Here is a 14,854-nt window from a genome sequence, read left to right as displayed (position 1 = left end):
CACATAAAAAAAGAGACTGTCTATGGCACAGTCTCTCTTCTAATCATTGATGCGCTTACATTCTTAAAGTACCTTCTTTACAAAATGCTAATAAGGTTAACCCCTACTCCAATTCCGAAAATAATAAAGAAGAAAAGGAAAGAAAAAATAAACCCTTTAGCTGAATCGACAACGTCGTTTGTTGGTGATTGCACTTCTTGTTCAAATTTATTCACTTTAACCCCTCCTATGCCAAGTTCTAGTATAAATGATTATACCAAAAAAAGCTATCCTTCGTACAGAAAATCTCTACTCCTTTTGATTGGCTTTGTTGACAAGAGTTAACACATATAGTTTTACTCATTTAGGCTACGCTATAAGTGAGTAACAACATCGTATAAATAACAGTGTCCTAGGGCTGATGTTTATACGTTTATATAGATTCGGGAGGGGGCATCATGCTTCTCTCCTGTATTCTACTCTTGAAACCCTTCATAATTCCATATACGATAAGCATAGAAAATGTTAGAGGAAGGGACAAGCCATGGTTTATTTTGATGCGTTGAAAGACATAAAAAGAAAGAGATTAGACACTGCTTATTTAATCTACGGTACAGAAAGTTACCTCATACAAGATATACAACAAGCGATTATTGAGAACGGATTAACGGAAGAAGAACAAGAAGTTAATTTGTCTGTTTATGACCTCGAAGAATTTCCTATCCAAGAAGTTGTCATGGACGCGGAGACTTTTCCTTTCTTTGGTGATAAAAAAATACTGTTGTGTAAAAATGCTTCTATTTTTAAAGCAAAGCCAGATAAAGGGCAAGTAGAGCATGATGTAAATGTTTTGCAAGCTTACTTAGACAATCCAGTTGACCATTCCATTATGGTGTTCATCGCTCCTTATGAAAAAGTAGATGAGCGAAAGAAAATCGTCAAACAACTAAAGAAATCTGGAAAAGTAGTTTCGTGTCAAGCATTGAAGGAATACGAAATGACCAACTGGATTCAATCTTTAGCAAGTGACTTGCACATACGTATAGATTCCCCAGCAATTGATATTCTTATTCAAGAAAATGGGACGAATCTTATGGCTCTTGGAAATGAAATGGAGAAAATGGCTCTCTTTGTTGGCGAGAGTGGAACGATAACGATAGAAGTAGCAGAAATGCTAGCTGCTCATAATGCACAAGCTTCTGCATTAAAACTTGTAGATGCTGTCATAACGCAAAATATAGGACGAGCAATGATGATATATAAAGATTTAGAGAAGCAGAACGAGGAGCCAATTGCATTACTTGCGCTACTGGCCTCACAGTTTCGCATGATTCAGCAATCGAAATTGTTAAGTCAAAAAGGATATACGCAACAACGCATTGCGCAGCAGTTAAAAGCGCACCCATTTGCAATAAAAATGGCACTTAAAAGGGAGAAGGGGTTTACAAATGCACAGCTCAACGCCATTACACAATTGCTAGCTGAAGGTGACGCTGCTATGAAACAAGGAAAAATGGATAAGAAATTATCGTTCGAGTTATTACTATATAATTTAATACATGTCAAGAAATAAACAAAAAGGCGATCTACGTGATAGGATTGCCTTTTTTTGTGCGACAAGTTCAAGCATTAAAAAAACGACCCTAATCGGATCGTTTGTTGGTCATATGGATGACAAATTAAGCAGAAAGTGTGTTCACTTTTTGGCTTAATCTTGCTTTTTGACGGTTACCGTTGTTTTTCTGGATAAGACCTTTACCAACAGCTTTGTCAATTTTCTTAACTGCTACTTTAAGAGCATCTACAGCTTCTGCTTTTTTGTTTTCGTTAACAAGTGTATCTACTTGTTTAATCGCAGAACGCATATCTGATTTGACAGATTGATTTTGAGCGCGTTGAGCAGCTTGAGTACCTACGCGTTTTTTCGTTTGTTTAATATTCGCCATGAAATTCACCTCCCTATGTATGTAAAGCCTACTTTATATAAAAGTAAAAAGCATTTAATCGAACAAGAGCCATTTTACCAAAGCGGACAATAGTTTTCAATATAAATATATGAATCACGTTTGGAACCAACATGTATATTGGAAGAGAATAGGGTGAATGCTAAGGAAAAAGTGGAGGCGTGGGTAATGGCACTGGACTTAAGTCAGTATCAACTTCGAACAGATTTAGCAGTTGAAGCACAAGAGATGGTGCAAGAAACAAATCAAACCAATCAAGATGTGAACGTAAAAGAAAAACAAGATGTGAACGTAAAAGAAAAACAAGAAGGGGACGTAAAAGTTACATATGTTGATGTGGGGGAAGAAGGGGCTAAACGAATTGGCAAGAAAGTAGGAACATACGTAACGATTGAATCTCAAGGAATACGAAATCATGACACAGCTTTACAACACCATGCAGCAACAATTTTTGCTCAAGAGTTAGAAGAGATGGTAAGAAAATGTGGAATTTCACCTAATGCAAGTTGTTTAGTAGTAGGTCTCGGAAATCATAATGTGACCCCAGATGCTCTAGGGCCGATGGTGATGGAGAAAGTGTTAGTTACGAAGCATTTATTTGAACTACAGCCAGAGCAAGTAGAAGAAGGGTATCGACCAATTTCAGCACTTACTCCAGGTGTAATGGGAGTGACGGGGATAGAAACGAGCGACATTATTTTAGGAGTGATTCAAAAGTTAAAGCCAGATTTCGTTATTGCTGTCGATGCTTTAGCTTCACGATCTATAAATAGAGTGAATACAACCATACAATTGTCCAACACAGGCATTCATCCAGGTTCTGGAGTTGGGAATAAACGTAAAGAATTAAGTGTTGAAACGTTAGGAATACCAGTAATTGCAGTAGGTGTTCCCACAGTTGTCGATGCAGTGACTATTACGAGCGATACTATTGACTATGTTTTGAAGCACTTCGGACGAGAGTGGAACGAAAAAGGGAAGCCTTCAAAAGCATTAACCCCTGCAAGTATGAATTTCGGTGAAAGAAAGCAACTAACGGAAGAAGATTTACCAGATGAAGACAAAAGGAAAATGGTTTTAGGAATGTTAGGTGAATTAAGTGACGAGGAGAAACGCTCCCTTATTTATGAAGTGTTACATCCTTTAGGACACAATTTAATGGTAACCCCTAAAGAAGTAGACGGCTTCATGGAGGATATGGCTCATGTTGTGGCTACTGGTATGAATGCTGCTTTACATGAAATCGTCGATCCTACTAATCAGGATGCTTTTTCAAGATAAGAGAAAAGGCGGGTTCTAGTATATCTATAAGATGCATACGATTTACTAGAGTAGAGAACAGATAAGATAGTAAGCTGGAGGAGGAACGGGGTCATGCTACGTTTTTTGACGACGATATCGCTATTAGTCATTCTCTTTTTTAGTGGTGTCCTCTTAGGGATGAATCAAGCGAGTTTAAGCATGATAGAGATGAGGGGCTTTTCCAATCAGTCCTTTCACGAAGCGATTCAAACGAAGGAGTCAGCACAACCATCTGAATATGAAGTGGAAGTACTTGGTGAACCGTATGAGCAAGTGTCTGTAGAAGAAAGACAAGAAACGTATGAAGAAATGCAAACGTCGCACGGAATTTTAAAGCTTGCATTCGGATTAGAAAGGTTCGTTCAGTGGTTGTACAATTCCTTCATTTATCTCGTATATCAACTCGTGCAAGTGTTTTATGCATAACGCATGTAGAGGCGGTCGCGAAAGTCTAGCGTATAGATTTTTGTAAACCGCTTCTTTTTATTGAAACGTATTGAAGTGTGGCTTAAGGGAGTAGTTATTATTGAACGACTAATCGCTTCATCAACGATAGAGGTATTAGTTTTCGTTGAACAATCGCTTTGACATTGCTATAATCAATGCTAGTGAATGTCGGGAATCAAAGTAGGAGTGATAAATGTGACAAGCGACATGATGAAACAAGAGAACGTGCGTAATTTTTCAATTATTGCACATATAGATCACGGAAAATCCACCTTAGCCGATCGAATTCTAGAGAAAACGAAGGCACTTACGCAACGAGAAATGAAAGAACAATTTCTTGATGCGATGGACTTAGAGCGTGAGCGTGGTATTACCATTAAATTAAATGCAGTGCAGCTGCGTTATGAATCACCAAAATCGGGTGAAAATTATCTGTTTCACCTTATTGATACACCAGGACACGTCGATTTCACGTATGAAGTATCCCGAAGTTTAGCGGCTTGTGAAGGTGTTATACTAGTCGTTGATGCTGCTCAAGGTATTGAAGCACAGACGTTAGCCAATTTATACTTAGCGCTTGATAACGATTTGGAAATAATCCCGGTTATTAACAAAGTTGATTTACCAGCGGCAGATCCAGAACGTGTGACGAAAGAGTTAGAAGATTTACTAGGAGTAACGAAAGAAGAAGTCATATTAGCATCTGCTAAAGCGGGTATTGGAATTGAAGACATACTAGAAGCAATTGCTGAACGAATTCCTGCTCCAGTAGGTAATAAAGAAGAACCACTTAAGGCGCTCATTTTCGACTCTTTATATGACCCGTACCGTGGTGTAGTAGCTTCGGTTAGTGTGAAAGAAGGAACTGTTAAAGTAGGCGACCGTATCCGCATGATGCAGACGGAGAAAGAATTTGAAGTAAATGAAGTAGGTGTGTTTAACCCTAAACCAACGCCTTTAAAACAATTAACCGTTGGCGACGTAGGGTATTTAACCGCATCAATTAAAAATGTCGGTGATTCTAGGGTCGGGGATACGATTACGAATGCTGATACACCTGCTGCTGAGCCTTTACCAGGATATAAGAAACTAAATCCAATGGTATTCTGTGGCCTTTTCCCAGTAGATGCTAGTAATTATAACGATTTAAGAGAAGCGTTAGAGCGTTTAGAACTAAATGATTCTTCCTTACAATTTGAAGCAGAAACATCTCAAGCGCTAGGTTTTGGCTTCCGTTGTGGGTTCCTAGGCTTGCTTCATATGGAAATCATTCAAGAACGCATCGAACGTGAATTCAACATTCAGTTAATAACGACTGCTCCTAGCGTTATATATGAAGTGGAAATGACGGATGGCACAGAAGTGAGAGTAGATAATCCATCCTTAATGCCTGACGCTCAATCCATTAAGGAAGTACGTGAGCCTTTTGTAAGTGCTAAAATTATGGTACCAAACGATTATGTTGGAACAGTGATGGAATTATGTCAGCGCAAACGCGGCATCTTTCAAGATATGGAGTATATGGATGATAATCGTGTGAATGTGATTTATGAAATTCCATTATCTGAAATCGTGTATGATTTCTTTGACCAGTTAAAGTCACAGACGAAAGGATACGCTTCCTTCGATTATGATCTTGTCGGTTATCAAGCATCTAAATTAGTGAAGATGGATATTCTACTAAATAATGATAAGATTGATGCGCTATCTATTATCGTTCATCGTGATTTTGCCTTTGAACGTGGAAAAGCAATTGCGAATAAATTGAAAGACTTAATACCACGTCAGCAATTCGAAGTACCTGTGCAAGCTGCTATTGGTAATAAAATCGTCGCTAGAACAACGATTAAAGCGATGCGTAAAAACGTTTTATCGAAATGTTATGGTGGAGATATAAGCCGTAAGCGTAAATTGCTCGAAAAACAAAAAGAAGGTAAGAAACGAATGAAGATGGTCGGTTCTGTAGAAGTTCCACAAGAAGCCTTTATGGCCGTGTTAGAAATGGATACGGATAACGATTAAAGTGCCACAAGCCGCAGGGAGATATTTCTTGCGGTTTTTTACAATTTATTAAAGGAATGTGAGACGAACATGATAACTTCCGCATATATTCATATCCCATTTTGCCAACAAATTTGTCACTACTGTGATTTTACGAAGTTTTTTTATAACGAAGATTTAGCGAATCAATATTTAGAAGCGTTAGATAAAGAAATCGAGACGGCTGTTGGGAAAAAGCAAACGTATATGAGAACAATTTTCGTTGGTGGGGGAACACCTACCGCTTTAAACTATCATCAATTAGAAAAGCTGCTGCAAACAATTGCTTCTGCATTTGATGTGAACAACTGTGAAGAATATACGTTTGAAGCGAATCCTGGTGAATTTGACGAACAGAAGTTGACGCTTTTAAAGCGCTATGGAGTTAATCGAATTTCTTTTGGCGTGCAAGTGTTTGATGATCAAATGCTTAAGAAAATAGGTCGTCTTCACCGGGTACAAGATGTTTATGATAATTTACGCTTGTTCGAGAAACATCAATTTGACAACGTTTCGATTGATTTAATTTATGGATTACCAGATCAAACCTTAGAGCATTTTCAGCACACATTGGACGAAGCGATTCAATTAGATTTACCTCATTATTCGACGTATTGTTTGCAGATTGAGCCGAAGACTGTTTTTTATCAGCGATACCAAAAGGGGAAATTACACAAGCCGGTAGAAGAGCTAGAAGCGGATATGTACGACATGCTCGTTCATAAGATGGAGGGAAATGGGAATGTTCAATATGAAATTAGTAATTTTGCAAGACCAGGCTTTGAAAGTAAGCATAATTTAACGTATTGGAATAATGAATACTATTACGGTTTCGGAGCTGGTTCGCATGGGTATGTACCGGGTTATAGAACCGTAAACATTCGCCCCTTACCTCGATATATTGAGCAAGCCAAGGAAACGGGCATGCCGATTTTGCATAAAGAAGAAGTGACATTACAAGCACAAATAGAAGAGCAAATGTTTTTAGGATTACGCAAGAAAGAAGGCGTATCTAAAAGTCAGTTCTTTAATCGGTTTGGGCGACCAATCGAAACATTATATGAGCAACCATTGACTTATTTACAGGAAAAAGGATGGATGGAAGAAGAAGGAGACTACGTTCGTGTGACGTCTAATGGTCGATTATTCGCTAATAGTGTGTTCCAAGAGTTTCTACTAGAAAGCATAGAAGAATAGATGAAAATCTTCCTACTTGATGCGGTAAATTTGTTGACAATGGATGAGTCATTTGATAACTTATTATTAGATTTAGCACTCAAGGGAATCGAGTGCTAACAGAGGTGATCATCATGTTAACAGAAAGACAATTACTTATATTGCAAGTGATAATTGATGATTTCATCGAGTCAGCACAACCAGTAGGTTCTCGAGCTATTGCTAAGAAAGATTCCATCACTTATAGTTCTGCCACTATTCGTAATGAAATGGCCGACTTAGAGGAGCTTGGATATCTGGAGAAAACGCACTCTTCATCAGGGCGTGTTCCATCTGAGAAAGGGTATCGGTTTTATGTGGATCATTTAATGTCACCTTTTGATTTATCAAAGGCAGACATTACCTTTATTCAAGATGCATTTACGTATCAAATGCTTGAATTTGAGCGGGTAGTACAGCAATCCGCTCGCATATTATCCGATTTAACGAATTACACTTCCATTATTTTAGGACCAGAAGTGTATGAAACGAAATTAAAGCAATTACAAATTATCCCTTTATCTAATTACACAGCAGTAGCTATATTAGTTACGAATACAGGGCATGTGGAACATCGCTCGTTTACTATACCTGTTGTGATTCAGCCGGTAGATTTAGAGAAGATGGTAAACATTCTTAATGAGAAACTGTATGGTGTTGCTATTATTGACTTGCATCGTAAACTCAGGACAGAAATATTAGAACTGTTGCGTAAGCACACAATTGAATATGATAAAGCTTATCAATATTTACAAGCTGCCTTGTTTGAAGAACAATCATCTAAGTTATACGTTGGTGGGAAGACGAACATTTTAATGCAGCCGGAATTTAAGGATATTGATAAAGTGCGGGCATTATATTCTATGATTGAAGAAGAAGTTGAAATAGCACATCTCCTTCGAAACGATACCGAAGATATAAAAATATCCATCGGTCATGAAAATGAGGTTTCCGCAATGCAAAATTGTAGCCTTATAACTGCTTCGTATTCGCTTGGTGATGATCAAATGGGAACGATTGCTTTATTAGGTCCGACCAGAATGGAATATTCTAAAGTTATTTCTCTACTCAATTTGTTGTCTAACCGAATGTCACAAACGTTTCAATCGTGGTATTACAGTGGACCTGATGGGAAACAATAATAAAGTTACTTAAGGGGGAGGATTTATCTCCTTCTTTTGTGCCGTCCTGAACAAATTTATAAAGCTGAACCCTATTTTCTAACGTTTTAAGGTTTAGTTTAGAGTGAATTTCTGATATATTCTTAAATGGTCAATAATAGATGATTGTCAAGGAGGAGGTGACTATGATGAGTGAAGAGAAGCTACAAACAGAACAAGAAGAAACAATAGAGCATCCTGAACAAGAATTAGTGGAGGAAGTAGAAGAAACAGAAGAGACAGCTACTAGTGAAGTAGAACAGTTACAGCAAGAAAAGGATGAAATGTATGAGCGTCTTCTACGGTTACAAGCCGATTATGATAACTTCCGTCGTCGCACGAAAGTAGAGCGAGCAAACGATTTAAAATATAAAGCGCAAGACTTAGCGGAAGAATTAATTCCCGCGCTAGATAACTTTGAACGTGCCTTACAAATGGACGTTCAAGATGAAGCAGCTCAGAAATTTGTAGAAGGTATGAACATGGTGTATCGTCAAATCACGGATGCCTTAGAAAAGCAAGGAGTAGAAGTGATTGCGGCAAAAGGAGAGCTGTTTGATCCGCAATATCATCAAGCTGTGATGCAAGTAGAAGATGAAAATTATGAATCAAATGTAGTTGTAGAAGAATTGCAAAAAGGGTACAAGTTGAAAGATCGTGTTATCCGTCCATCAATGGTAAAAGTAAATCAATAAAACGTAGCATAGTACTACATAACGCGTTAAGGAGGAATAATAGTCATGAGTAAAATTATTGGTATTGACTTAGGTACAACAAACTCTTGTGTTGCTGTAATGGAAGGCGGCGAAGCAAAGGTTATTCCAAATCCAGAAGGTAACCGTACTACACCTTCTGTTGTTTCGTTCAAAAACGGTGAACGTCAAGTAGGGGAAGTTGCAAAGCGTCAAGCAATTACAAACCCGAACACAATCCAATCTATTAAACGTCATATGGGAACAGATTATAAAGTTGAAATTGAAGGGAAAGAGTATTCTCCTCAAGAAGTTTCAGCAATTCTTTTGCAAAGTTTAAAGTCCCATGCAGAAGATTACTTAGGAGAAACAGTTGAAAAAGCTGTTATTACAGTGCCAGCTTACTTTAACGATGCGGAACGTCAAGCTACGAAAGATGCGGGTAAAATCGCTGGTCTTGAAGTAGAGCGTATTATTAACGAACCGACTGCTGCAGCTTTAGCATACGGTATTAATCAAGAAAATGATCAAACGTTACTTGTATATGACTTAGGTGGCGGTACGTTTGACGTATCTATTCTAGACATTGGTGATGGTGCATTTGAAGTTGTTTCTACTGCTGGAGATAACAAATTAGGTGGAGACGATTTCGACCAAGTAATTATTGATCATATGGTTGCAGAATTTAAGAAAGAGAATGGGATCGACCTTGCTCAAGATAAAATGGCTTTACAGCGTCTAAAAGATGCAGCAGAAAAAGCGAAGAAAGACCTATCTGGTGTAGCTCAGTCTCAAATTTCTTTACCATTTATTACTGCTGGTGAAGCGGGCCCAATGCACTTAGAAATGACATTAACTCGTGCTAAATTTGAAGAGCTTTCTGCAGATTTAGTAGAGCGTACAATGGTACCAACTCGTCGCGCGCTTAAAGATGCGGGCATGTCTCCAAGCGAAATTGACAAAGTATTACTAGTTGGTGGTTCTACTCGTATCCCAGCAGTACAAGAAGCAATCAAAAAAGAAACTCAAAAAGACCCTTCTAAAGGTGTAAACCCTGATGAAGTAGTAGCATTAGGTGCAGCAGTTCAAGGTGGTGTATTACAAGGAGATGTAAAAGACGTTGTTCTTCTTGACGTAACACCATTATCTCTTGGAATTGAAACAATGGGTGGCGTATCTACTAAATTAATCGAGCGTAACACGACAATTCCAACAAGTCATTCTCAAGTGTTCTCAACAGCAGCTGACAATCAAACGGCGGTTGATATTCACGTGCTTCAAGGTGAGCGTGAAATGGCACAAGATAACAAAACACTTGGTCGTTTCCAATTAACAGATATTCCACCAGCTCCACGTGGTGTACCTCAAATCGAAGTTAAATTCGATATTGATAATAACGGTATTGTTAATGTAAGCGCGAAAGACCTAGGTACGAACAAAGAGCAATCTATTACAATTAAGTCATCTTCTGGTCTTTCTGATGACGAAGTAGAGCGCATGGTGAAAGAAGCAGAAGAAAATGCAGAAGCAGATAAGCAGAAACGTGAAGAGATCGATCTTCGTAACGAAGCGGATCAGCTAGTATTCTCTACAGATAAAACACTTAAAGACCTTGGTGAAAGCGTAACAGAAGAAGAAAAACAAAAAGCTGAAGAAGCGAAGAAAGAATTACAAACAGCACTTGAAGGGGACGATTTAGAAGCAATTCGCACGAAAAAAGATGCCCTTCAAGAACTAGTGCAGCAGCTTACTGTGAAGATGTATGAGCAAGCACAACAGCAAGCACAAGCGGCGCAAGAAGCTCAAGGCGATGCACAAGATGATGTCGTAGATGCTGAATATGAAGAAGTAAACGAAGAAGACAAGAAGTAAGGGTTTATACGATTCAAAGGCAAAGTCAAAGTCAGGATATTCTTGGCTTTGACTTTTTTACACGTGAAGGCGAAAATAGGTATGCACGAGCAATAGAACGTTATACTTCAGGTGTAATAGATGGAGAAAAATGAAGGAACCTTTTGTGTACGTGGTGAATCAATGTTATGATGAATTTTATGTAGATAGAGTCGGGAGAGTGATCGTCAGTGAGTAAACGAGACTACTATGACGTACTAGGTGTCTCAAAAGATGCATCTAAGGATGAAATAAAAAAAGCATACCGTAAGCTTGCTAAAAAATATCATCCAGATGTAAGTAAAGAAGAAGACGCAGAAAATAAGTTTAAAGAAGCGAAAGAAGCTTGGGAAGTATTAGGGGATGAGCAGAAACGTTCCCAATATGATCAATTTGGTCATGCTGGTATGAATGGTGGCGGTCAAGGCTTTGGTGGCTTTGGCGGTGGCGAAGACTTTGGCGGTTTTGGTGACATCTTTGATATGTTTTTCGGTGGCGGCGGACGTCGTCGAGATCCGAACGCACCAAGAAAAGGCGCAGATCTTCAATATACGATGACGCTGCAATTTGAAGAGGCCATTTTCGGGAAAGAAACTGATATTCAAATCCCGAAAGAAGAAACGTGTGACACTTGTCAAGGTTCTGGGGCGAAACCTGGAACGAAACCAGTAACATGTTCACACTGTAATGGTGCCGGACAAATGAACCAGGAACAAAACACACCATTTGGCCGCGTTGTGAACAAGCGTGTGTGCCATTATTGCCAAGGAACTGGTAAAGAAGTGAAAGACAAGTGTAATACGTGTGGCGGAAATGGAAAAGTGACAACACGTAAAACCATTCACATTAATATCCCAGCAGGCATTAACGAAGGCCAACAAATCCGCGTATCTGGCCAAGGAGAGCCTGGTGAGAATGGCGGTCCAGCAGGAGATTTATTCGTTGTAGTACAAATTCGTCCACATGAATTTTTCCAACGTGAAGGAGACAATATCTTCTGTGAGATGCCGTTAACATTTGCACAAGCAGCATTAGGGGATGAGATTGAAGTACCTACTGTGCATGGGAAAGTGAAGTTGAAAGTCCCAGCAGGAACACAAAATGGGAAACGATTCCGTTTGAAGGATAAAGGTGCTCCTGATGTACGTGGCCGCGGGCATGGTGATCAACACGTGCAAATGCGTGTAGTGACACCGACTAATTTAACAGAACGTCAAAAAGAATTGTTACGTGAATTCCATGATATTAGTGGAAATGAAGCAACAGAAGAACAACACGACAATATTTTTCAACGTGTGAAACGTGCATTTAAAGGAGAATAACAAATTCAGAGTAAAGTGAGTGAATTCCCAATGAAATGGTCTGAACTATGTATCCATACAACTAATGAAGCCATTGAGCCTATTTCGAACATTTTACATGAAGCAGGTGCTAGCGGTGTTGTAATTGAGGATGTTCAAGAGCTATCCAAAGAACGGGAAACCTATATGGGAGAAATATACGAACTTAATCCTGAAGACTATCCAGAGGAAGGTGTGTATGTGAAAGCATACCTTCCTGTTAACAGTTTTCTAGGTGAAACCGTTGAAGCAATCAAAAGCGCTATTAACCAGTTGCTCGTCTATGAAATTGACTTAGGTCATAACAACATTACGATAAGTGAATTGAATGAAGAAGATTGGGCAACATCTTGGAAGAAATATTACAAACCAGTAAAAATCTCCGAAAAATTCACGATTATACCTACGTGGGAAGAGTATGAGCGTGTATCAAGTGACGAAATTATTATGGAATTAGATCCAGGTATGGCATTCGGGACTGGTACGCACCCAACAACGGTGTTAAGCATACAAGCGATTGAGCAGTATGTTCAAAAAGATGATGTCATTATTGATGTTGGTACGGGTTCAGGTGTATTAAGTATTGCAGCCATTTTGCTCGGGGCCAAGCAATCCCATGCGTATGACCTTGATGATATAGCGGTCAAAAGTGCGACGAACAATGCTAAATTAAATAAAGTAGATAATCAAATACTAGCAAAGCAAAATAATTTGTTAGATTACGTTGATTTTCAAGCAGATATGATTGTAGCTAATATATTAGCTGAAGTCATTGTTCGATTTACTGATCAAGCTTATGACTGCGTAAAAGATGGTGGCTATTTCATAACATCAGGTATTATCCAGAACAAACGACAAGAAGTGAAAGATGAGTTGGTGAAATCTGGTTTTGAAATTGTCGAAATCAATCAAATGGATGATTGGACTTGTATTATTGCAAGAAAGCCTGTCCATAATCGTTAAAGAATAATGGAATAGAAAGCAGTGAACGAATATGCAACGTTATTTTGTCCCAGCATCAGGCTGGAATGATGAACACGTCATCGTAACTGGCGATGATGTGCATCATGTAACGAAAGTAATGCGTATGAAAGAAGAAGATCACATACTTTGCTGCAATCCTGATGGTCATGCCGCCTTATGTGAAATAAACGACATGACTAATCATCAGGTTACGTGTACCATTTTAGAGTGGTTAGAAGATAATTCAGAACTCCCTGCATGTATTACAATTGCTCAAGGGTTACCAAAAGGGGATAAAATGGAGCTTGTGGTTCAAAAGGGAACTGAATTAGGAGCTTGTAAATTTATCCCTTTTGAAGCGGAGCGCTCCATTGTAAAATGGGACGAAAAAAAGTCACAGAAGAAACTAGCCCGCTACCAAAAAATTGCGAAAGAGGCTAGTGAGCAAGCACACCGTAATCGAATACCTGTCGTTGAACAAGTGCATCAATTGTCGGCATTGATTGAAAAAAGTAAGCAATATGATTGGAAATTGTTCGCGTATGAAGATGAAGCGAGAACAACATCGTTTCAATCTTTAAAGGATATTGTTCCAGAAATTCAATCATCAGAGCATGTAATGATAGTAATCGGCCCTGAAGGTGGATTTAGTGAGCACGAGGTAGAACAATTACGAGCAGCTCAGTTTACATCTGTTCGGCTAGGTCCTAGAATTTTACGAACAGAGACAGCTTCTTCCTATATATTGGCAGCCATTTCTTACCAATTAGAAGAACTAAGATGATATACCAATGTCAACAAGAGCTTTTCACATGTTACGTAAACATAGTTATGATTCGATCTTGTCGCAAGTCAATGCTGCTCAACATAAATGACTATAATTTTAACACGGTGCGAACCCCAAGCTCACATGAAAGCCTCGGGAGGTTCGCACTCTTTTTTTGCCTCTTTTCATGCAAAATTGGTACATTATTGGTATATTATCCAATGAAGTATTTCCAATAAACACAAAATATAGTATACTAATAATGCGAAAACACTATATTTCGCAGTCACTCTCTGTATAGGGAGTGTGGATTGAAATATCGCCCTACACACTCGCACCCTTATCAGAATAACGTCACTCTCTGTATAGGGAGTGTGGATTGAAATCCCATCCACCCGTAAGCCCATACCCTACAGTCGTGTCACTCTCTGTATAGGGAGTGTGGATTGAAATCTGCTCTATTTTTATTAGGAGGAAAATGAAATGGTCACTCTCTGTATAGGGAGTGTGGATTGAAATGTAATTGCGTGCTTTCTCTCGACATTTCTTTTAGTCACTCTCTGTATAGGGAGTGTGGATTGAAATATTATAATAAGGAAGGAAAATGACTATGCGTATTACTGTCACTCTCTGTATAGGGAGTGTGGATTGAAATAAAAACGCATTAACCATTTTTGATAGGTAATAATGTCACTCTCTGTATAGGGAGTGTGGATTGAAATTGTTCTTGATTTAATGTAATCAGAGCGCTGTTCGAGTCACTCTCTGTATAGGGAGTGTGGATTGAAATCATCTTCTTGACCTCCTTTTTGATTTAGATATCCCGTCACTCTCTGTATAGGGAGTGTGGATTGAAATTCCTTTTTTTTGTTTCTTTTGCTCCAGCTTCTCGTCACTCTCTGTATAGGGAGTGTGGATTGAAATTTGTGTCACCTCTTCAAAACTATTCCCTTCTACGTCACTCTCTGTATAGGGAGTGTGGATTGAAATCGCGAAGGGTACATATTTTATCGTAAATAACGTAGATGTCACTCTCTGTATAGGGAGTGTGGATTGAAATGGTTTACGTCTGACAATGCCTGTAAACAACACTCTC

The 14,854-nt window shown here is 38.7% G+C and carries 13 protein-coding genes and 1 CRISPR repeat array (1 of these 14 cut by a window edge); of the genes, 11 read left to right on the top strand and 2 right to left on the bottom strand.

Annotated features, from left to right (window positions below; translation table 11 throughout):
• Positions 1-77: 77 nt before the first annotated feature.
• Positions 78-215 carry a YqzM family protein gene (locus N784_RS16150; RefSeq protein ID WP_036831051.1) on the bottom strand — a complete coding sequence of 46 codons (138 nt, stop codon included), beginning with the start codon at positions 213-215 and terminating at the stop codon, positions 78-80.
• 308 nt (positions 216-523) lie between these two features.
• Here N784_RS16150 and holA point away from each other — a divergent pair, with 308 nt between their 5' ends.
• On the top strand, positions 524-1,552 hold the full coding sequence (gene holA, locus N784_RS00930; RefSeq protein WP_036831049.1) for a DNA polymerase III subunit delta: 1,029 nt from the start codon (positions 524-526) through the stop codon (positions 1,550-1,552).
• A 106-nt stretch (positions 1,553-1,658) separates the two neighbouring features.
• On the opposite strand, the gene rpsT is transcribed toward holA, so the two are convergent.
• A complete protein-coding gene (rpsT, locus tag N784_RS00925) occupies positions 1,659-1,925 on the bottom strand; it encodes a 30S ribosomal protein S20 (RefSeq protein ID WP_036831047.1) in 267 nt (88 codons plus the stop codon).
• A 186-nt stretch (positions 1,926-2,111) separates the two neighbouring features.
• Between rpsT and gpr the strand changes: the two genes are divergently transcribed.
• The 10 genes from gpr to N784_RS00875 all read left to right on the top strand — a co-directional run bounded on the left by gpr (position 2,112) and on the right by N784_RS00875 (position 13,776).
• On the top strand, positions 2,112-3,224 hold the full coding sequence (gene gpr / locus N784_RS00920) for a GPR endopeptidase (protein WP_036831045.1): 1,113 nt from the start codon (positions 2,112-2,114) through the stop codon (positions 3,222-3,224).
• Between the two features lie 93 nt (positions 3,225-3,317).
• Positions 3,318-3,671, top strand: coding sequence for a DUF3679 domain-containing protein (locus N784_RS00915; protein WP_036831043.1), 354 nt, complete (start codon positions 3,318-3,320; stop codon positions 3,669-3,671).
• A gap of 228 nt (positions 3,672-3,899) precedes the next feature.
• Positions 3,900-5,714: a translation elongation factor 4 gene (gene lepA / locus N784_RS00910; RefSeq protein WP_036831669.1), complete on the top strand. Its 1,815-nt coding sequence runs from the start codon at positions 3,900-3,902 to the stop codon at positions 5,712-5,714.
• A gap of 69 nt (positions 5,715-5,783) precedes the next feature.
• Positions 5,784-6,929 carry a radical SAM family heme chaperone HemW gene (gene hemW / locus N784_RS00905; protein ID WP_036831035.1) on the top strand — a complete coding sequence of 382 codons (1,146 nt, stop codon included), beginning with the start codon at positions 5,784-5,786 and terminating at the stop codon, positions 6,927-6,929.
• A 113-nt stretch (positions 6,930-7,042) separates the two neighbouring features.
• A complete protein-coding gene (hrcA, locus tag N784_RS00900; RefSeq protein ID WP_036831033.1) occupies positions 7,043-8,089 on the top strand; it encodes a heat-inducible transcriptional repressor HrcA in 1,047 nt (348 codons plus the stop codon).
• A gap of 167 nt (positions 8,090-8,256) precedes the next feature.
• Positions 8,257-8,802, top strand: a complete 546-nt coding sequence (grpE, locus tag N784_RS00895) for a nucleotide exchange factor GrpE (protein WP_036831667.1) — start codon at positions 8,257-8,259, stop codon at positions 8,800-8,802.
• 45 nt (positions 8,803-8,847) lie between these two features.
• Positions 8,848-10,671 (top strand): molecular chaperone DnaK, encoded by a 1,824-nt coding sequence (gene dnaK / locus N784_RS00890; RefSeq protein WP_036831032.1) that lies wholly within the window; start codon positions 8,848-8,850, stop codon positions 10,669-10,671.
• A 209-nt stretch (positions 10,672-10,880) separates the two neighbouring features.
• Positions 10,881-12,011, top strand: a complete 1,131-nt coding sequence (dnaJ, locus tag N784_RS00885) for a molecular chaperone DnaJ (RefSeq protein ID WP_036831030.1) — start codon at positions 10,881-10,883, stop codon at positions 12,009-12,011.
• Positions 12,012-12,041: 30 nt separating this feature from the next.
• Positions 12,042-12,992 carry a 50S ribosomal protein L11 methyltransferase gene (gene prmA / locus N784_RS00880; RefSeq protein ID WP_036831029.1) on the top strand — a complete coding sequence of 317 codons (951 nt, stop codon included), beginning with the start codon at positions 12,042-12,044 and terminating at the stop codon, positions 12,990-12,992.
• Positions 12,993-13,023: 31 nt separating this feature from the next.
• The gene (locus N784_RS00875; protein ID WP_036831028.1) at positions 13,024-13,776 is read left to right on the top strand and encodes a 16S rRNA (uracil(1498)-N(3))-methyltransferase; all 753 of its coding nucleotides are present in this window, start codon (positions 13,024-13,026) and stop codon (positions 13,774-13,776) included.
• 267 nt (positions 13,777-14,043) lie between these two features.
• A CRISPR array of direct repeats spans positions 14,044-14,854; the repeat unit is 33 nt; unit sequence GTCACTCTCTGTATAGGGAGTGTGGATTGAAAT (it continues 2,457 nt past the right edge of the window).

Origin of the sequence: Pontibacillus litoralis JSM 072002 (assembly GCF_000775615.1) — a bacterium.
GTDB classification, from domain to species: domain Bacteria; phylum Bacillota; class Bacilli; order Bacillales; family BH030062; genus Pontibacillus; species Pontibacillus litoralis.
The sequence above is the reverse complement of the archived record's forward strand: the minus strand, read 5'-3'. Positions and strand labels throughout refer to the sequence as shown.